This is a genomic window from Bifidobacterium reuteri DSM 23975, assembly GCF_000741695.1.
Lineage (GTDB): Bacteria > Actinomycetota > Actinomycetes > Actinomycetales > Bifidobacteriaceae > Bifidobacterium > Bifidobacterium reuteri.
In genome coordinates, this window is record NZ_JGZK01000006.1 from 98,582 (window position 1) to 119,610 (window position 21,029).

Annotated in this window: 10 protein-coding genes, 1 pseudogene and 1 riboswitch; of the genes and pseudogenes, 8 read left to right on the forward strand and 3 right to left on the reverse strand. The window is 59.6% G+C overall.

The window, feature by feature from the left end; all coding sequences use genetic code 11:
- Positions 1 to 12: 12 nt before the first annotated feature.
- Both BREU_RS07105 and BREU_RS07110 read right to left on the reverse strand, forming a co-directional pair.
- Positions 13 to 2,490 (reverse strand): energy-coupling factor transporter ATPase, encoded by a 2,478-nt coding sequence (locus BREU_RS07105; protein WP_044088631.1) that lies wholly within the window; start codon positions 2,488 to 2,490, stop codon positions 13 to 15.
- A gap of 82 nt (positions 2,491 to 2,572) precedes the next feature.
- Complete coding sequence (locus tag BREU_RS07110) at positions 2,573 to 3,238, reverse strand: ECF transporter S component (protein WP_044088630.1); 666 nt, start codon at positions 3,236 to 3,238, stop codon at positions 2,573 to 2,575.
- Positions 3,239 to 3,243: 5 nt separating this feature from the next.
- Positions 3,244 to 3,396: riboswitch (FMN riboswitch) on the reverse strand.
- Positions 3,397 to 3,876: 480 nt separating this feature from the next.
- On the opposite strand from BREU_RS07110, the gene BREU_RS07115 reads away from it, so the two are divergent.
- The 5 genes and pseudogenes from BREU_RS07115 (at position 3,877) to BREU_RS07135 (ending at position 16,602) form a co-directional block, all read left to right on the forward strand.
- A complete protein-coding gene (locus BREU_RS07115) occupies positions 3,877 to 12,012 on the forward strand; it encodes an LPXTG cell wall anchor domain-containing protein (RefSeq protein ID WP_081886602.1) in 8,136 nt (2,711 codons plus the stop codon).
- A 104-nt stretch (positions 12,013 to 12,116) separates the two neighbouring features.
- Positions 12,117 to 13,748 carry a SpaH/EbpB family LPXTG-anchored major pilin gene (locus BREU_RS07120; RefSeq protein WP_044088629.1) on the forward strand — a complete coding sequence of 544 codons (1,632 nt, stop codon included), beginning with the start codon at positions 12,117 to 12,119 and terminating at the stop codon, positions 13,746 to 13,748.
- A 107-nt stretch (positions 13,749 to 13,855) separates the two neighbouring features.
- A complete protein-coding gene (locus BREU_RS07125; RefSeq protein ID WP_044088628.1) occupies positions 13,856 to 14,821 on the forward strand; it encodes a class C sortase in 966 nt (321 codons plus the stop codon).
- Complete coding sequence (locus BREU_RS07130) at positions 14,805 to 15,542, forward strand: isopeptide-forming domain-containing protein (protein ID WP_044088627.1); 738 nt, start codon at positions 14,805 to 14,807, stop codon at positions 15,540 to 15,542. Before BREU_RS07125 ends, BREU_RS07130 begins: the two co-directional genes overlap by 17 nt.
- A 47-nt stretch (positions 15,543 to 15,589) precedes the next feature.
- Positions 15,590 to 16,602: pseudogene (locus tag BREU_RS07135) on the forward strand (glycosyltransferase family 2 protein).
- A gap of 270 nt (positions 16,603 to 16,872) precedes the next feature.
- Here BREU_RS07135 and BREU_RS07140 read toward each other — a convergent pair.
- Positions 16,873 to 17,658: a nitroreductase family protein gene (locus BREU_RS07140; protein ID WP_044088624.1), complete on the reverse strand. Its 786-nt coding sequence runs from the start codon at positions 17,656 to 17,658 to the stop codon at positions 16,873 to 16,875.
- Positions 17,659 to 17,889: 231 nt separating this feature from the next.
- Here BREU_RS07140 and ppgK point away from each other — a divergent pair, with 231 nt between their 5' ends.
- The 3 genes from ppgK to BREU_RS07155 all read left to right on the forward strand — a co-directional run bounded on the left by ppgK (position 17,890) and on the right by BREU_RS07155 (position 21,018).
- The gene (ppgK, locus tag BREU_RS07145) at positions 17,890 to 18,657 is read left to right on the forward strand and encodes a polyphosphate--glucose phosphotransferase (protein WP_044088623.1); all 768 of its coding nucleotides are present in this window, start codon (positions 17,890 to 17,892) and stop codon (positions 18,655 to 18,657) included.
- A 255-nt stretch (positions 18,658 to 18,912) separates the two neighbouring features.
- Positions 18,913 to 20,121 (forward strand): pyridoxal phosphate-dependent aminotransferase, encoded by a 1,209-nt coding sequence (locus BREU_RS07150; RefSeq protein ID WP_044088621.1) that lies wholly within the window; start codon positions 18,913 to 18,915, stop codon positions 20,119 to 20,121.
- Between the two features lie 102 nt (positions 20,122 to 20,223).
- Positions 20,224 to 21,018 carry an ATP-binding cassette domain-containing protein gene (locus BREU_RS07155; protein WP_044088620.1) on the forward strand — a complete coding sequence of 265 codons (795 nt, stop codon included), beginning with the start codon at positions 20,224 to 20,226 and terminating at the stop codon, positions 21,016 to 21,018.
- Positions 21,019 to 21,029: the final 11 nt, after the last annotated feature.

Here is a 21,029-nt window from a genome sequence, read left to right on the forward strand (position 1 = left end):
CCGCCGGGCCGGTCATGCGAGGATGTTCATGGCGATGATCGCCGCGATATAGCAGACGATTATCATCGTGAACGCCGCATCGCGCCAGCTCGGGGAGAAGACTCGCCAATGCGTGCGCGTGATGCCCTCCTCATAGCAGCGCGCGTCCAATGCCAGACTGAGATTGTCGGCATGGCGCAAGGTGCCGGCGAACACGGGCACGATGATTGCGCTCATCGCTTTGACGCGCTGCGGGAGCGATCCGGTTTCCACTGTGCCTCCGCGTGCGGCCTGAGCGTTGATGATCGATGTGGTCTCGCTGGTCAATGTGGGGATGAAGCGCAGTGCCAGGCTCATCACCAAAGCGATTTCCTGCGTGTGTATGCCGAGGTGCCGCAACGGTTTGAGCAAGGACGCGAAGGCGTCGGTCATGGCGGTCGGCGTCGTGGTGTTCAGGAAGATCGCACCCATGATGATCACCAATGCGAAACGACAGGTGTACAGCACGGCGATGGTGACGCCGTCGCCGGTGATGCTGAACGGTCCCCATGCCACGAGCGTGGGTCCTGTTCGCACGACCACCAGGTTGGCGAGGCTCATCAGCGCCAGCAATGCCAGAATCGGGTGGATGGCGGCGATCAGACGCAGGGGATTGAGGCGTGCGGCGGCAATCATCCCCAAGGTCAGGGCGATGCCCAAACCAAGCTGAATCGGCGTGTTCACTGCGAACATGGTGAACATCGCGGCGAGGAAACAGACCATCTTCGCGCGGGGGTCCAGTCGCTGCATCACCGATTGCTTGGTTGACGTCGGGTGTACGGCTTGTATGGCCGATTGCCCGGCGGACGACGGGGCCTGCGCGCTCGAAGTCGCAGTGTGTGTTCCAGCTTGCGCGAGATCGGGACGGACGCCATCCGATGCCATGGGGGCGTCATGCGCGTCGGGCATCCGCACCACTCGGTCCGCCAGTGCATACGCTTCCGCACGGTCGTGGGTGACGATCAGCATGGTCACCCCCTGTGCCTTCAGGGTGCGGATCAGCTCATGTATCCTCGAAGTGGCGTGCACGTCAAGGCTTGCCGTGGGCTCATCCATGATGAGCACATCCGGCCGGCACGCCACCACGCCAGCGATGGCGACAAGACGCTGCTGCCCTCCGGAAAGATCGAAGGGGGAGCGGTCCGCCAGATGCGCGATGTGCAGCATCTCCAACGCCTGCTTCACACGTTCCTGCACAGTGGACTCGCCCAACCCCTGGTTGCGTGGCCCATAGGCCACGTCCTCGGCCACCGTATCGGCGAACAGCTGGTGTTCGGGGTGTTGCATCACATACCCGACATGGCGTCGCAGCTCCGCCAGTTGCCTGCGGTTCGCCAGACGGGGCTTGCCGTTGCGTCGTGTGCATGCGGTCGCCGTCATACTTGCGACCGGAACGCCGGCGACTTCGACGCTGCCGACCACAGGCTTGGCCAGCGCGCACAGCAGGCGCGCCAACGTGGATTTGCCCGAACCGTTGGCACCCATCAGCGCCACGGTCTTGCCGGCATCCATATGGAAGGAGAGGTCTCTGATCACGGTCCGCCCGGAACCATATCGGTAGCTCAGATGCCGCACTTGGATGGCCGGAGACATTGCGGCGGGCTCCTTCTGTCCCAGCAGCGGCAGTGGTGAGGTCGGTGCGGCCCCCGCGGCAACGGTACCGACGGCGGGGTCGGGGCATGTTATGTCGGCAGTAGCTGGGACTACAGTGCCTGCGCCGTCGGTCCCATGTGGTTCGGCATCGTGTGGTTCGGCATCGTGTGATGCCGCGATTGCCGTGATATGGCCGCCTTCCATGTGCACTACACGGTCGGCGTGCAGGGTCTCCATAGGTCTATGCGTCACATGGATGATTGTGGTGCCCCGAGTCTGCAGCGTATCGAGGATGGCCATGACCTCGCCACGAGCCGTCTCATCCAGCATGGCGGTAGGCTCGTCGAGCACCAGTATCCGTGAATTCATGGCCAACATGCCGGCGATGGCCGTGCGTTGCTGCTGCCCGCCGCTCATACGGGTCGGATCGGAACCCCGGTGTGAGGACAGGCCCACGGATTCGAGCGTTCTCGCTATGCGCATCCCGATGTCTTCGCGGGGGATGCCGAGGTTCTCCGGTCCGAATGCGATGTCATCCTCCACGATGGTGGTGACGATCTGATCCTCGGGGTTCTGGAACACCATGCCGATGCCCCTGCGCGCCGCACGATAGGCGTCGGCATCCGGGCCGGAGTCCGAGCCGAACACGTGATGCCCCAACAGGGTGATGTCACCGCCGTCTGGGGCGGTCAATCCCGCAATCAGCCGAGCCAACGTGGACTTGCCCGAACCGTTAGGACCCACCAGACAGATTCGCTCCCCGGGTTGAATGGTCAGGGATACATCATCCAGCGCCCATGTGGCGCCATGGTCGTAACTGAATCGGACATGGCGCAATTCGGCGATGGGTGACATGTCCGGGGAGTGGCTATCGCTCATGAATCACTTCCTGGGGCCTTCATATACAGTTTGATGCGCCACGGGCTATTGCGGCTCATGACGCATCAAACGGAGCGTGGATTCACTGCTGCTTGGCGAGCAGGTTGGAGATCGGCTTGTAGATCAGGAAGGTCACCACAGCGTGGATCGCCATCTTGGCCACGTTGAACGGCAGCAGGATCGGCAGGATCATCGCGGCCACAGCCTGCACCGTCATATGTGCGTAGATCGGCGTCACCACGAGGTTGCCGAGGAGCGCGGCCACAATGGCCAGCACCGCGCCGACCAGAATGCCGATAAGCGCGCCCTTGCGAGTGCGGTTCGCGCGGTAGATGAACGAAGCCGGCACGGATAGGCACAGCGCCACGAGCACCGCCATCAGCGTGCCCCACGGATCGGCGAACAGATGTGGTACGAAGCCGAGCACGGAGACGATCGCGGCTGCGGAGGGGCCGAAGGCGAAGCCGGCGATCAGGCATACGATGCCGGACGGGTCGTACTTCAGCCATGTGACCGGGGTGATCGGGAATTCGATGAAGCTGGTGACCATGGCCAACGCCACGAACAAGGCGTACATGGCGATGCGCTTGGTGGACCAGCGGCCGGAATCGGCCACACCGGTCGAATGCGAGCCGAGCTTGGCGTTGGAGACGTCGCCGGCGGCGGAACCTGAATCCGAACCAGCCCCCTGCGCCTCAGGCGCGACGGAACGGACAACCTGCATGCGAATACGCGAAGAAATGCTCATGTGAGCCCTCGTTTCTTCCATCCGGACTGTAACCGTTGGCTTCGGATTCTCACCGAATCGGCCGCTCTCGCGGGTCGCGGGCTCGCCTGCATTTCCGTTATGAATCCCGGATGCGGCATCACCGCCAGTAAGGAATTGCACCTTCCCTGAAACTGACAGCCAATATTCATACGCCATAGGGCGTACAGATGCAAGCGCTGTTTCATTTCGGGTGACAGCGATACGAAAACAGGGGGAGGAGCACCCCCGAAATGTCGGCGTGTCTACGTTGCGGGCATTGTTTCATATGTTCATTTTTTGTTGCTGTGAGCGATAATGATACAGTTCGATACTGTTCGTTTTCGGTTGATGCCGGGTCGGAAACCCAGTAATCACGCCATTGTGTAGTGTTCGCACCATCACGGTGATTGTTCGTTTCTGCACCGTGTATTGAGACAGTTCAGTCGCCTATGCCCAATTATTAAGTCGGGGGGTAATTATTCGGTGTAATTTCACGAATCGTTCACTGCGCCGTAGGGAGAGGTGAGAAGATGCGCGTAGGACCGGTTGTTTCTAGGTCCAAGGGTTCCGCGAAGGCGGAGGGTGCGAAGCGCGCCCCAACGGGTATTCGAGTCATTGCCGGTGTATTGGTTTCCGCAATGACGTTCACCTGCGCAATCCCAGCTGCTTATGGTCAGACTTCCGCAGGTTCTGCGGTTTCCGGCTCCTCTTCAGGAGTCACCGTGATCTCCAATGGTGCTGTGGTCACGGATTCCACCATCGTGTCCGCTGCGGAAACACTGCGACGCACATCAGGTGACGGCAATGATACTGCAACTGCTCAAACGTCATCTTCTCAAACATCTGCGATCGGGCAATTCCCCTCTGATACGCACTCCGCATTCACCACGAGGACCATTCTGGATGCCGGCGATGAATCCGCCGATACGCAGTCGGCCGATGATACCGAAGCCGACAATGCCCAGACCGGCAATGCTGACAATGCTGGCAATGCCGCTTCCGATGATGCCGTTGGGTCCTCCGGCGCGACCGAGCCGGCGCGAGCGGTAGCTGATACGTTAGGCGGCCGCGACTACGCAGGACAGGTCACGAAGGAGATCGGCGGCAAGACCTACATCCTGATCGGCAATGAACAGCAGTTGCGCGCCATAGGTTCCGGCAAGAAGGTCGTTGGCGGCACTGTTTATCAGGTTCCGCAGAAGGTAGTCAATACGGGTAGTGTGCTGTTGCCAAATCTTGAATGGCAGGATGCCGGCGATGAATCGGTGGCGTATGCCGGTGATGCCGATTTGGCTGATAACGATACGTTGCGTGACGAGAATTTCGATGACCATGATGCGGTCTCAGCCTCATCCAGTTCCACTCGAACCAAATACTTCGTCAAGGACGCTGATGGCAATCGTCTGGACGTGACAGACGGCACGTATGGCCCCAATACCGGCTTGAGCTATGCCTCGGATGGGAACTACATCATCTTCCGCGATATCGATCTGTCCCGTAATGCCGCTGATCAGAACAACACGGACTGGTCACCGTTGATGTTCTCCGGGACCATGCTCGGCGCGGTAGCCGCCGACGCCGCGACAGCCGGCACTCTATTCGATGTGATTGATGCGGATGGCCCCGGTGTAAAGAACAACCCCGCCAAGCCGGTTATCGCTCATGTCGTGGTGAATCAGCCCGAAGGCAACCTCGATGTGGACAAGCAGCAGGGCATCGGCTTCTTCGCGTCGATCACGAGCACTTCGAGCATCACGAACAACGGCAACAACAAAGGTGGTGTGCAGAGCCTGGGCACGGTCACGGTCGCCAATCTGAAGCTTGACGATGTGACCGTGAGCAACAACGCCACGGTCGCTCACGTGGATGAGACACTGGTATCTGCTCTGCTCAAGTTGGTCGGCTTGCTGCTCAAACCACTGGGCCTTGGTCTGGATGAACTGCTTACCGTACACAAGAACAACCCGTCCAATTTCGCGACCGGTGCATTCGCAGGTCGTATCTATGGTGATGTCAAGGTGACCGGTTGCGAGGTCACAGACGCCACTGTCGCGAATGGCAAAGGGATGACCGGCGGATTCGCCGGCTACGTTGAGGGTGCAACCCGGTACGATATCGCTTCGGAGTCGCTGGGCACACTCATTACGGTGCTCACGGATATTCTGAACGTAATCCCATTTCTGGGCTTGGGTGACCTTGTCGACTGGCTGCTCGGCAGCACGTTGGGCCTGAACGCTTTGGTGCCGGTCGGTTACTACAACCCGGAGATCTCCGACTCGCATGTGGTGAACTTCAAACAGAACACTGTGATCGGCAATGATGATTCGGATTACGCAGGTGGATTCGTCGGTGCGCAGGTCGGCGCGATCATTGAACAATCCTCAGTGACCAGTGAGAACGCGTTTTCCGTGAAGGCCGGGAAGTATGCAGGTGGATTCGTCGGCGTGAGCCGCAACGGTGAAGTCGGCGGTCTGCTTGGATCATTGGGCATCACGATTCTTTCCGCATTGCGCCCGCAAAGCCTCATCGAAGAGTCGTCGCTTAGCGTGACCGGCGACCGGGGCCAGGTGGAGATTACCGCAGCAAACTATGCGGGCGGATTCGCAGGGCGCTTGGCGAATGCCTATGCGATCAATGATTCCTTGAGCGCAGCTGTGAATGTCATCGCTACGGCATCCCATGCTGGTGGTTTTACCGGTCGAGCTTCGGCCGGCTGGGGTTTGGAAGCGGGAACCGATTCGGATGAGAAGCTCTCCGATACCTCTTTGGTTAAAAACCTCACGACTATCCTCACCAAACTGCTTGGCACCAATCCCGACGGCGCCGGCGCTTTGCTGACCATCGCCGGGGTCAATCCGTCCGTTGTCCTTGGTGCGCAGATGGACGGCGACATCACCGTCACCTCTCAGGGTGACTACGCCGGTGGTCTTATAGGCGATGGCTCGGGCACGATTATCGCCGATTCGACTCAGGAACGTATCGCAGATCTGTCATTCTGGAAATACGACAGTTCACGTGCCATCCCGCAGCAGCGTTCAACTGTCGTCAAAGGGTTGCGTTCGAGCCAGGCTGATGGTTCATATGCAGGCGGCATTGCGGGCAATCTTCAGCCGACCACTGTCGCCGGCTTGCTGAACAGCGTCGTGAAAATCGGCGACTTGACCATGCTCCAGAAATTTGATCAATTCGCGCCATTCACCGTTGACAACGTGACCATGCAAGGCATCCAAGACGGATGGTCGGTGAAGGCGGGCGGCTATCGGGCTGGCGGTGCAATCGGTTGCGCTACCGGTGGTGATATCACCAACACGAATCTGAGCGCATTAACCAGTGTGGAAGCACGGGGAGAAGCTGGCGGTTTCATCGGTTTTTCCGGCCCGGGAGACACTGTTGGGGCGAACAGCCTGAACCTGCTTGGCTTGGTCAAACTGTCCGGTTTGCTTTCGGTCGCCGAATACTCCTCTGTCGAAGTGGCGCAGTCCAATGTGACCGGCATCGCAAGCGGCTTCACCGTTCAGGCGACAGGCAGCAACGCCAACGGTGAAACCAACACCTATGCCTCAGGCGGTTTCTACGGTCAGGCGAACAGCACGAAAACCCGTGAAAGCCATGTTGCGAACCTCAAGTCCGTCATCGCAGACAGCACCATGTCGGACGGCATGGCCGGCGGTTTCGTCGGCTATTCGACAACCGGTGGCCTGGCGGAAGCCGTCAGCGATTCCGATGATTCGGAGGCGCTGAAGAATCCGCTGACCGGTTCGCTCATCTCCATCGACGACCTGCTTGGCGCAGTGCCGTATCTCATCCCGGACTACAAGGACACCACCGTGTCTTACGTGAACGGTGGCTATGTGGAAGCCGATACGGCTGGCGGTTTTGCAGGTGACCTGCAGAGCGGCAAAGTCAACCAGTTCTCCAGCAAGGAACTGGAAGACACGGCGATGCAGGCTATTCAGACGCGTGTCGCTGCGGACGATTACGCCGCGGTCATCAATCTCGACCATGTTGCCGGCGGCGCATATGCAGGCGGCTTCGGCGGCAAGGTGGTATCCGGCGCGCTTGCATCCGCCGGCAAGGGCGGCATCAGTCTGCTCGGCAAACTCGGCACCGTGCAGTTGAGCAATCTGGTGGATTTGGTGCAAGGCTACGTGCCGTACATCTCGTATGCCTCCGTGAAAAGCGATGCGACAACGGTAGCAGCCGATGCCAGCGGCAATGCCATCAGCGATCCGAAGACCCCGGGTCTTGTCGTTTCCGCTGACCGTCTCGATCAGACTGATGCGCAGTCCGGCTCCGCCGGCGGTTTCATAGGCTACGGCTCCGGCGTGCAGGTTTCTCATTCCAATGTGACGCAATTGCGCTACACCAAGGTCACCGAGCCGAAAGCTCTTGAAGGTGCCGACGGGTCGTCATACTTCGATACTGCCAAGAGCGCGTATGCGATTGACGGCAAGCGTTACGCCGGCGGCTACATCGGCAAGATGGACATCGGCTCCGCCGCCTCCGTGGGCAATGGCCTGAGCCTGCTCGGCCAGAACTTGACGCTCGACGGTGTGGCAAGCGTACTCTCGGTGGTGGTCTCCACCATCGAACACTCCGACGTGACCGGTGACGCCGCCGGCTATTCGGTCATCGCCAGCGACACAAGCGAACAGAATACGGTTGTCGGCGATGGTACCGCCACTCCAGGCAGTGCGGATAATCCTCTTGGTGAAGCCGGTGGTTTCGCCGGCCGTGTGATGGGCGGGCATATCCAGGATTCCAATTCCCATAACTTCGCCTATATCATCGGTCAGATCACGGCAGGCGGCTATGCCGGTGGAATCGCGCCGGGCGATGCGGCGGACATCCTTGGAGAGCATTCCTCGATACTGTCCGGACTGGTCGATACCGATGAGGCTCTTGCGTCCGTATTGCAGGACTTTGTGCCGACGATTCGCAACTCCTCCACGGACGCGGTGCCATGTGGTGCCGCGATTCGCGCGCAAGCCGTTTCGGAAGCGGGCATTCGCCGCGGTATGGCCGGCGGTTACGTGGGCCACAATGAAGGCGGACACATCTGGGGCAACAACAGCTCCAGCTGGAAAAGCGAGAACGACGACAACGGGTATAGCGGACCCAAGCACAAGGCATATGCCGCGCGTATCCGTTCGGTGTATGGCGCAGAACTCGCCGGTGGCTTCACCGGGTTCATGGAATCAGCCGATACCGCCGAAACCGGCAATCTCAGCCTGCTGTTCGGCCTGATCAAGGTCAACAATCTGCTGGGCGCCTTGAAGATGGCGTATCCCACCGAAGAGCATTCGGAAGTCACCGGCCCCTTGCGCAATCTCGACCTCGCCACGTGGCAGGCATGGGTGAAAGCCGTAGGCATCAATGGCGCATACGGCAAGGAATTCGCAGAGCTCATCAAGAACTCCGGCACCATCACCTCCACTGATCAGCTTGACGGATACATCTATGGTTTCAATGTGGTGGCAGGCCGCAGCGAATACTCCAATGATGCCGATCTGCTGGATTCCGGTGCAGCAGGAGGCCACGTCGGCCTGATGCGTACGGGCACCATTACCGATGGCCAGTCGCTGGACGTGAAGACCGTGTCCGCCATGCGTGCAGCCGGCGGCTACGCGGGCACCATGGAATCCGGTACGGCGGCCCAGTTCGGATCCGTGCAGCTGCTGGGGGAGAAGGGCCTGAACCTGAGCTTGGCCCAGCTGCTTGGCGTGGCCGAGGTGTTTGTCCCTGTCGCCAAATCCTCCAGCGTCAATGGCTACCGCAAGGGCATGAAGGTCGAGGCCACAGGTACGGATATCACTCATGGCACTGGTAATGCCGGCGGCTACGTCGGTTTGGCGGTCGGCGCCCAGATCTGGGGCGACCGCGACGCCAATGGCAATACGCTGGCCGATGGCGCCGAGGCGAGTGCGGCTGCCGGTGCGAATGTGACCAATCTGCGTAAGGTCTCCGGCCGCAACAATGTGGGCGGTTATGTGGGCATCGCCACATCCGGTTCGGTTGCCGACGTGAATACCAATGCATCCAGCGGATTCCTCCAGGGCGTGATCGACCAGCTCATTCAGGACGTCAACCCTGGCGGTCTGATCAATGTGCTGCAAGCCACCGTGGTGACCATTCGCGGTGCACATGTAAGCGCGGACAGCAGCGACTGGGGTTATACCGTCGAGAGTGCTTACACCGATGAACAGGGCGATGTGCAGTACGCCATCAACGCCGGCGGGTTTGCCGGCTCGTTGCAGGCTGCGATTCTCGGAGACAAGGATTCGGCCAAGGGCACAGGAACCGCCGCGGACGTATCCAAGGATCCCGCTGCAGTAACCGTATCCGACCTGCGTGCCGTAGAAGGCGGCCAATACGCCGGTGGCTTCTTCGGCCTGGCCGACGTATCCAGCGTGGCATCGGTCGGCGGCAACACCGCCGGCACGGGTGACGACACCAACCTGGTGCTGAAACTGCTCAAGGTCGGCAATATCGGTGTGCTGGAAGCCTTCCGCGTGTTCATCTACGACGGTCGCGTGGCCGGCGTGCCGGATGGCATTCAGGTCAACGCGCATACGGCCCAAACCTATGGCATGCTCGATAGCACGCGATTCACCGGCGCGGCCGGTGGCTTCGGCGGCGGCCTGATCAATGGTTCGGTGAAGAAGTCCACGGTCACCAACCTCAATAGTGTGACCGGCCTGAACTACACGGGTGGTTTCATCGGCCATCTCGGCAAGTCAGGCACAGTGAGCGCCGACAAGGTGACAGCCGCCGATTCCGTACTCGCCGGATTGACCGCCGGCGTTATGGACATCTGGGGTTCTCATGTGGAGGATTCCTCGGTTGCTGGTATCAGCGCAGGCTTTACCGTCACCGCTACACATAACGGTGAGGACTATGGCCGTGATGAATCGTTGACTGATGCCACTCATCGCAAGGGTGAGGAGATCGCCGCAGGTTTCACCGGTTATGCCGACCTTTCCCGCATCTCAGGCAGTTCGGTGACCAATTTCAAGAAGGCATCGAGCGGCGAACTCGCCGGCGGTTTCGCCGGACAGACCACGAAAGCGTATCTGGTGGACGCCAAAGCGAACTCCGCGCTGGTGAATCTGCTGGTCAAGTGGATTATCAATCCGCTGCTCAAACTCCTATACGTCGAAAAGATCGAGAATATCGGCAACAATCTGAGTCATTATAAGGACCAGTTGTTCGGCCCATTGACCAAGTTCATCGATCTGGAGCTGTTCACCGACGGCAATGCATTGTATGTCAACCTGCTTGGGCTGAAGATCGGCGTTGCCCTCGATAAGACCGGCACGGACACCGAAGACACCGCATACATCTTCATTGGCGATTCCAAGATCAGCGTCGGCTGCTCGAAGGATGGCGTCGACCCTGATTCCGTCAGCAATATCAACGCCCAGCTGATCAAAGCCAATCGCACGAAGATCGCAACCTCTTCGGTGCAGGGCATCGCCGACGGCTATGACGTGTTCGGCGGAGACGCCACCCAAGGGTCGGACGGTACCGGCGCGACCGGTTACGCAGGCGGCTTTGTGGCCGTGAACGACGAGGGTCTGCTCGAAGACAACGACATGACTTATGCGGATACGATTCGTGGCGCTTCCGGTCTGGTCGGTCCGTTCTCCGGCAGGACGAATCTCGAATCCGTATACGACTTCAATACTGTGCATGGTATCGAAGGCAACGGCAACACCTACCACATCTATCGTGATGTGCCGGAGACGTGGTCGTATGCGTTGACTGCCGAACGCAAGCAATTCACTTACGGATCGCACATGGACAATGCCACAAAGGCTGATGGTACGGCGAGCGGTACCGCAGGCGTGCTCACGCTGAACCTGAACCGTTATGACGTGGCTCATCTGGCTGAGAATACCGTAATCAAGCAGTTCTCCGACTACACGGACGCCGTGATGGCTAACAATGTGGGCGGCTCGAATACTGGAACGTCGTCCACGGGCGTCAAGAACGAGGCCGCGCCGCTCGGCGTGTACGTGTCCGACGCCAAGGCCGTGCTCATGCTCGATGCCGCAGTCGAAGACAACAACGGCGGCTTCACCCCCGAGCCGGATGACGGCCAGGACCCTTGCGGCAAGGATGGTTGCCAGACCGTGGACCTCACCCTGCAGAAGGTGTGGAAGGATTACGGCCGTGTGGCACGACCGGATGCCATCGCATTGAAGATCACGGCAACGTACACCAACGACGCGGGGGAGAAGGTGACGCCGGACTCCATTCAGTGCTTCGACGGTGATTGCAATGCCGTGGAACAGCCGAATGGCTGGACCGTCGTATTGGATTCCTCCGACGGCGCTCTGTGGAGCAGCACGTGGCGCAAGAAGATCACCGGTCTGCCGGTGGCCTTCAAGGACGATGCCGGCAACCTGCACTACTACACGTACACCGTTTCCGAAACCTGGATGATGTTCGGCACAGGCGATATCACCCAATGCACGACATCGGTCGGAGCCGATGCCAAGGAAGGCTGCAAGACGCCTGCCGATGCCGGCTACTCGGTCTCGGTGTCATACGCCGCAGATCCGAACAACACCACAGGCGAAGGCAACAAGGAGTATGTGGCCACGGTGACGAACTCCGTACCTCTGCCGGAAACCGGCGGTCAAGGCACGGCATGGTTCGTACTGTTCGGTCTGCTGTTGCTCGGTCTCGGTACCGCATGGTATCTCCGGGCGAATTCGAGCGGCACAACAACGCCGCCTCGCCGACGTGGACGCCACGCAACCGCATAATCGCAAGATTTCCCGCAGCTTCGGCTGCGGGCCAACCAATATCAGCCAACGTCGTTTCCCGAAACAGAAGGTCGGGAAGCAACAACAGAAGAAAGGAACCAGTGATGAACTCACTGACCAGGAAGCTTGCGGCAGGCGTGATTGCCGCGGCCACGATGCTCGGCATCGCAGGCCTGGGAGCCACCACCGCCAATGCTGCGAATGCTTCTGACGGCGTGATCAAGATCAGCAGCTCCAGCGCGGAGTTCAACGGCAAGACCGTCACCGCCTACCAGATGTTCACCTATGACAAGGAAGCCGTGGACAATGGTACGGCCACCAACGGCGGCTATGCGCTGATCGACAGCTGGGATGCGTTCTTCAAGGCCAAGGCCACGGACTTCGGTCTGACCGATGTGACTGACGACAATGTCGATCAGAAGGCATACGACTACGTCTCCGGCCTGAATGATACCGCTGTGGTTACGTTTGCCAAGACGGCATCCGATTGGGCCAAGACCAACGATGCGACTCTGAGCGGTGCTAATCTCAAGTACACTGCGACTGCCGCCGTTGATGGCGCCAAGTACACTGCCACAATCGAGAACCTGCCGTATGGCTACTATGTGGTCAGCCCGCAGGGCGGCTCCACCGATACCACGAAAAAGCGCGGTACCGACGCCATCCTGCTCAATGTGAAGAGCAACACCGCCGTGGAGCAGGAACTGAAGTCCACGTATCCGACCGTGGAGAAGACGGTTGATGGCGATAACCACAACAGCGCCCAGATCGGCGACACCGTGAACTTCAAGCTCGCCTCCACCGTGCCGGATATGGCCGAGTACACCAAGGGCTACACCTTCAACTTCTCCGATACCCTGTCCAAGGGCCTTACGCTGAATCTGAATGCCGCGGGCGATGCCTTCGAGCCGGTCGTCAAGATCGGAACCACGACTCTCACCAAGGGTACCGATTACAACACCACCTATTCCGTCGACCAGACCACCGGTAAGACCACTCTGACCGTCGAGATGATCGACTTCCGCAATCTGCATCAGAACGATGCAGGCAAGGCCATCACCGTCGAATACTCCGCGACCCTGAATGAGAATGCGGTCGTCGGCGGTACCGGCAACGACAACACCGCCAAGGTCGAGTACAGCAACGACCCGATCGAAGGTGGCACCGGTGAATCGCAGGAGGACAAGACCTACACCTACGACTTCAACTTCGGCATCGACAAGGTTGACGCCGAGGATTCGAACACGAAGCTCGCCGACGCCCAGTTCGAGCTGCAGGATTCCACTGGCACGAAGATCGAACTGGTGAAGGTCAATGACAACACCAACACCTTCCGTCCGAAGACCGCTGCCGATACTACAGCCGCCACCGATGAGGATGTCAAGACCGACGCCGCTGGCGCTCTGAACTTCACCGGTCTCAAGGAAGGCACCTACAAGGTCGTGGAGACCAAGGCTCCTCAGGGCTATAACAAGCTCACCGCTCCGATTGAGGTGGTTATCACCGCCCAGTACGATGCAGAAGGCAAGCTGACCGAATGGGGTGTCCACAAGTCCGGTGACGCCTACGCTAAGGACAATACCACCATCACCGTCCAGAACAATAAGGGTCTCGAGCTGCCCTCCACCGGTGGCATGGGTACAGCCCTGTTCACCGTGTTCGGCGTGCTGATCGTGGCTCTGGGCGCCGGCTGGTACGTGAAGTCCAACCGCAAGTCCTCCAAGCACGCTGCCTGAGCCAGTCACGGGCTCTTTGATCGTGGGAATACCGCAGGCTCCCCTCGTTGAGGGGAGCCGTCCCGCGCAAGCGGAGTGAGAAGAGCCCCAAGACAATAGGACAACACATGAAGAAGCTGCGCGGCATTGCGCCACTGCTGGTCATCGCGATAGGACTGTCTGTCCTGTTCTATCCGACAATCAGCAATGTCCTCGTCATGAAGAACGCTTCGCGTGCGGTCACCAACTATGATGCCGCCGCGCAATCCATCTCAGATGAGCAGTATCAACAGATGCTGGCTGCCGCGCACGCCTATAACGAACAACTGGCCTCGAGCAATGCCGAGGCTACGGATGCGCTTGCATCGGCTGTGAATACCGAATCCGTCAATAAGGAATACAACAACCTGTTGAATCTCGATGGCGACGGCATGATGGGGTACATCACCATCCCACGGCTCAAGGAAACCATGCCCATCTACCACGGCACAGCGGAAAAAGTGCTGCAAGTCGGCATTGGCCACCTTGAACAGACCTCACTGCCGGTCGGCGGCGAATCGACGCACGCGGCGCTTTCCGGCCATCGTGGACTGCCCACGGCCAAACTGTTTACCGACCTGAATCTGATGAAGAAGGGCGACCGTTTCTACATCAAGATCCTCAAAGACACCTACGCCTATCAGGTCGATAAGATCACCACAGTACTGCCCACGGACACCAAGGAACTCGCCATCGAACCCGGCAAAGACCTGGTGACTCTGATCACCTGCACACCGTACGCGGTGAACACGCACCGACTGCTCGTGCGTGCCCATCGCATCCCCTACACGCCCGAACAGGCCGAGGAGTCCAAGCCGACGTTCCGTGTGGATATCCCTCTGCAATACCTACTGCCATCCATCGGACTTATCACATTGCTCGCCGGATGGACCATATGGCGACACCGAACGCAGCGTCGTGCAGCGGCTGCCGTTCATGACAATGCCGGCAATACCTCGGCGTCGGCGGCACAACAACGTACAGAACCCTACCACGACACCACCATAGACGAAACACACAGGAAAGGACGGGCCAGACATGGCAGACATGCATAACAGCTTGGGCATCGCGACACGGCGCATGCTCGGTGCAATCAGCGGTCTCGCCGTCATCCTGTCCCTGATGGTTGCAGGAATCGCCACTGCTGCCATCGCCCCGCAAGCACAGGCAGCCAGCGTAGGCAGCCTCACCATCGATGCGGTATGGGATCGCGGTGAAGCCGATGCTGCACCGCTCGCCGGCGACACCTATTCCATAGTGCGCGTGGCATCCGTGGACTTGGACGATGACGGGAACATCGCGGACTTCCATATGCTTGACTCGTTCACACAGTTCGATCAGAACTGGGGGAGCATCACCTCATCGCAATACCATGACGCGGCTGCCAAGATTTCAGCTTACGTGAAACAGCACGATCTGTATGCACAGTCCGCCACCACCAATGCAAACGGCAAGGCGCTTTTCGCCGGATTGCCGCTTGGCCTCTATCTGGTGGAGCGTACAGGCGTGGCCGATGCCAATGCGTCGTATGACTGTGATCCATTTCTCGCGGCAGTACCCGGCAGCGACAATGGTGCCTCATTGCTGGACGTTACCGTCGAGCCCAAATTCAGCGAGCAGAGTACGGTGACACCTCCGACGAATAAGCCCGCACCAAAACCGGAAACGCCAGCCGACACCGGTTCGGCAGTCAGGTCTATCGCCATCGCGGCCATCGCACTGGCCGTGATCGCCTTGCTGATCGGCGTCTATCGCCATCATCGAGTGGAGCTCTGAACACTATCTGTGTGAGCATGGAAGCAAGTGTGCATAGAATGGAACCCATGAGTGAAAAGCATGCCGTACAGCGAACCATCAACAAACTCGCATTGATTGTCACCACATACAAGCGCCAGCAGCTGCTCGAAGTGCTCTTCGATTCGATTCTCGCTTTGGAGCAGGCTCCGTGGCGCATCGTGATCGTGGACAACGAGCATTCCGACCGGACCGCGGATATGGTCAATGAACTCTCGGCCAAGGTGACTGGCCAGTGGGGGACCACTGTGGCCGACCTGTCCGGCAACGAGGAACGTGTGGTGTATGCCCCGCAGACCGAGAACCTGGGCGGCGCGGGCGGCTTCTCCGCAGGCGTCAAGAAGGCGTATGAGCTGGGTGCCGAATGGTTCTGGGTGATGGACGATGACGTCGCCGTGCTTCCGGACGCCATCGGCAAGCTCGCCAAGTGGACCGGAAGGCATGAAGTGATTCAGGGGTCCCGCTATGACTATGACGGAGGCCCGTTCTACTGGCAATATGACTTCATCGTGCCGCTCGGCATCCCGAATCCCATCGCCCCGGCCGCATTCGGCCCGGCCGGTTACCGTGTGATGGATACGCTCTGCTTCGAGGGCGGCCTGTTCAACCGTCGCGTGGTCAAGGCGATTGGCCTGCCCGACCCGCGGTTCTTCATCTACTGGGACGATACGATCTACGGCTACCGCGCCAGCAAGGTGACCAATCCGATTGTGGTGCCGGATGTGATCCTGCGCCGTACGCGCGAGATCGGCAACTGGGATATCGCCGGCGTGCGACAGCTCAACTCCACGTCGGACATGAACCGCTATCACATCATGCGCAATCGTGGCTATATGGCCCGATACTTCATGGTGCACGGTGACTTCCACCCGCTGATCTTCGGTGTCGGCACGGTGCTCACGGCGATCAAGGAAGTGATCCGCCTGGTGATGGTCGACCGCGAACATGTGAGGACCGGTCTCGTCAAGATCGCGCAGGTTGGTGGGATTCCCGCAAGCTTCTCCACGATCCCGACTGGAAACCCATGCCGCCGCTGGCATGACGTTGTGTTGCCCGGACCTTCTTGGCTTATTTGGTTCTGGGCATATTCCTGCCAATTGTTCTGGGCATAGGTGGGTGAGATACGAAGTTCTGGGCATAATCCTAGGGATTGGAAGCCGTAAGTGGCTTCCTGGACGTGGGATTATGCCCAGAACCACATTTGAGGGTCTGTATTGTGTGGGATTATGCCCGGAACGCGCGCATTGCGACGCGCGCGTCCCGGGCATAATCGGAGGAGTCACCAGCCGGCTTGCGTGCGCGAGGCTGTCAACTACTTGTGGATGAACAGCCCGCCGTCACCCCACGCCCACTGTCCCTGACCGGCACCGATCTGGAAGTGGAGCTTGGCGATGCCCAGATCATTGAGCGCATAGTGCTCATCACCGGCAGAGGTGTCGATATGCGCGGCGGCGGTATCGTCATCCGGATTATAGGAGAAGGTGATCGGCTGCCGATTCATGGCACTTGGCGCCTTCATCGCGGCCTCCACGCCGGCTTTGAACCAGTCCGGAGCCTGAGCACGAGTCGTGTCATCCATCGTGGCGGTGAACTGCTCATAGGTCTTCGAAGCGCGATGGGTGCGCTGACGCTCGCACAACTCGTCGTACGTCATGGACTGATACGCCAGACGGTTCTTGGGATAGCCGATCACCACGGCGAGCAGTAGCGCCTCATCCTTGGCGATTCGGCAGTGCTTGGCAGCCTCCGCCTTATCCCAGGAACCGGCGACCCAGAGCGTGCCCAGTCCGCGAAGCGTCGCGGTCAGCACCGCACGTTCCGCGTAGAACCCGGCTCGCTCCTTCGCCTGCTCGTCATCTTTCGGCGCCACTATCGCAATGTAGTTCGCCGCTCCGGTCAAATGCCCGGAAGCATTGGCTTCTTCGAACACCTTAGGCTGGTTGAGCACCAGCTGAAGGTTCACGTTGCCGAGCAGGTTGACCGGTTGCAGGGTCATATCAAGCTGTCGTGCCGCATCGTCGTCGATCGGCTCGCCATCATAGGCGCGCACTGCGGTACGGATATTGATCGCATCAATGAGTTGGTTATGTTCTGCCATGGCTCCATTATCACCCGTGTTCAGGTTTTTGTAAGGTGCGCAACGCCTGAGACACGTCGTGTCGTGTCTCAGAAGCGCCGGGTGCATCATGCGTCCACGGATTCGGGGTGCCGACTGACCACGTATCCGTCGGCACGTCAGGCAAAGCTGGTCGTGATCTTTGGCTTTGCGCTCAGGCGCGCGATAGACTAAGGGCGAACCATTCGACGTATCAGGAAAGGAAAGTCAACGATGATTGAAACCGCACAGGCGTTTGGCGTTGACATTGGCGGTTCCGGTATCAAGGCCGCCCCGGTGGATCTGGTCAAAGGCGATTTCGCCGAGCCGCGTCTGAAGATCCTCACCCCCGAGGTGTCCACTCCGCAGGCCGTTGCAGCCATCGTCAAGCAGCAGCTCGACCACTTCGAGGTGCCGGCATCCGCACCGGTCGGCATCGCCTTCCCGGCCCCGATCAAGCCCGGCAAGAAGCTCGACTTCATGGCCAATCTCGACCAGTCTTGGATTGGCGTGGACGTCACCGAGGTCTTCTCCGAGGCCTGCGGACGTCCAGTCGTCGTGGTGAACGACGCTGACGCCGCCGGTCTTGCCGAGGTGCAGTACGGTGCCGCAAAAGGTCAGGAAGGACTGGTCATCGCGACCACATTGGGCACCGGCATCGGCACCGCGCTGATCTACAACGGTCAGCTGATCCCGAACACCGAGCTGGGACACATCATCCTGAGCGCCAAGCATTTGGATGCCGAGAAGTACGCTTCCTCCGCAATACGCGAGAACGAGGATCTGGGTTACAAGAAGTGGGCCAAGAGACTGACCAAGTACTACGGTCTCATGGAGAAGTACTTCAATCCCGATCTGTTCACTGTGGGCGGCGGCGTGAGCCGCGTCAGCGAGAAGTTCCTGCCCTACGTGGACATCAAGACGCCGATCGTGCCCGCCAAGCTGTGCAATCAGGCCGGCATCGTCGGCGCAGCCTATTACGCCAGCACCAAGCAGGCGTAAGTCGTACTGCCACGTGCCACGCAAATGCAGATTCGTCTGAATTGCATTTGCGTGGCAGGTGACTGAACACCCTGAATGATATGAATGGCGGAATTCCGCCGATTGTGTGATGTACGTTGTGCCACACGAGTGCGAAATCGCTGAAAATGCGCTGGCGTGGCAATCACGCATGCCACGCAAATGCAGAATCGCCGGGAATGCATTTGCGTGGCACGGTCAGGCCGGATTCTATACCAGGCTCTATGGTGGAGAGGCATGACCGTGCATTTCTCCTCCCGCGTGAATGTCAGTGACCCGAATCCGATTGCGTTGGCCGAAGCCAAGGCCAAGGCGGACGGCGTCACGCTGGGCAAGCTCAATGACTCCAATCCCACGCGGCATGGGTTGGCGCCGGCACTGGTGCCGAGCGTGTACACCGCTGAGCCGCGCGGTCCGAAATCCGCGCGCACGGCTTTGGCGGCGTTCCTATCGGATCGCAATGCCGAGGATGCCGCGTCGCATGAGGCCCATATGGGCTATCCGAGGGTCGATGCAGACGACCTGTACATTCTGAGTTCCACATCCGAGGCGTATTCCTGGCTGATCAAACTGCTGTGCGATCCCGGCGACGCGGTGCTCGCCCCCAAGCCCGGGTATCCGCTCATCGAATCCATCGCCCGGCTTGAAGGGGTGGAAACGGTCGAATACCAGCTGCAGTTCGACGGTTCCTGGTTCCTGGACACCGCATCCCTCGCCGAATTGCTTGACGGTGAACACGGCAGCCGGATTCGAGCGCTGGTGTTGATCAATCCGAACAACCCCTCAGGTTCGTACATCAAACCGGACGAGCGCCGGCAGATTGTGAAACTGTGCGTGAAACATGGCGTGGCGCTGATCGCCGACGAGGTGTTCTTCGATTACAGCCTTGAGCCGTTCGCAGGTAACGCGCGGCTGGCGGGAGAGTCAGGTGTGCTGACGTTCGCGCTGGACGGATTCTCGAAGATGCTCGCCGCCCCCCACGCCAAGGTCGGCTGGATTCAGGTATCCGGCCCCAAGGATGATGTGGAACAGGCGAAGCGTCGTCTGGATGTCATCGCCGATGATTATCTGCCCATGAGCGATATCATCGCCGAACGCATCCCGGCACTGCTTGAGGCCGCGCCGGTCCAGACCGGGCGCGTGCGCGAACGGGTGCGGGGCAATCTCGCCCGGCTGCATGAGATGCTGAAAGCCGACCCGAATGGCCTGGTGAACGTCCTTCGTGCGGAAGGCGGATGGAATGTGCTGCTGCGTGTGCCTTCGGTCATCGACGAAAACGAATTGGTGCTGCGTCTCATCGCCGACTGCCGTATCACCGGCCAGCCCGGCTACTTCTTCGATATGACGTCCAACGGGTATCTGGCGATATCGCTGCTTCCTGAGCCCGCGGAATTCGAGCGCAACGTGCGTGCGGTACTTGACGTCACCGCACGCTTCATGGAGTGAATCATGCGGCGACGCCGGACACCTGACACTGGACACCATTCGAGGGCGGTGTCGTATGGCGGCTTCGGCTGCCGGTGATGAGCGGGGATTACAATAAGTGCTATGGGATTCTCATTGTTCAAGTCCAAGGAACTGCCGCGTCCGCAATCATTGACGTTTCGTCTTGAAGGCGCAGCTCATACGTACGATGACGGGCAGCTGGGGCTTGGTCCTACCACGCTGACCATCAGCGAGCGGCGCGTGGCGGTCATCGGTCTCAATGGCGCCGGCAAATCCACGTTGCTGGGATTGCTCGATGGGTCATTGAAGGCGACGGCCGGTGCCGTCGTGATCGAGGGTGGCGAGGAGCGGCTTGATCCGACGTCGAAGAAAGACGACAAACGCATCAACGATCTGGTCGGCATCGTTCGCCGCGAGGAGATCCCGAACAGCTTCTACCGTGCGAAGAACATCGCCGAAGCGGTATCGGAGGCTTTGAAGAAGCACAAGATCCCCGAAGGGGAGCGGCAGGCGCGCATCGGCAATCTGTTCGCCCATTTCGATCTGGCGCAGGTCTCGCGGGCGAAGGCCAGCGAGCTCGATTCCCTGAAGCGCCATCTGCTGGCCATAGCCGCCGCATTGAGCTTCGAGCCCAGTGCCATCGTGGCGGACGAGCCCAGCAAAGGGCTGGATGAAGTCGGCACCGCGCATGTGGCCAAGGCGCTGTTCAGCTATGACAAGCAGGTGGTGTTCGCCACACATGACACCGATATGATTCGCCGGCCCGAATACGCGATCGACCGCGTACTCGTCGTGGACGATCACAGTATTGTGTTCGACGGCACGCCGAACGATGCGGTGGCCTTCTATGAGCATCTGATTCGGGGCAAGTACGAGGCCGCCAAACAGCAGGAGTAGGCGTCCGGTGT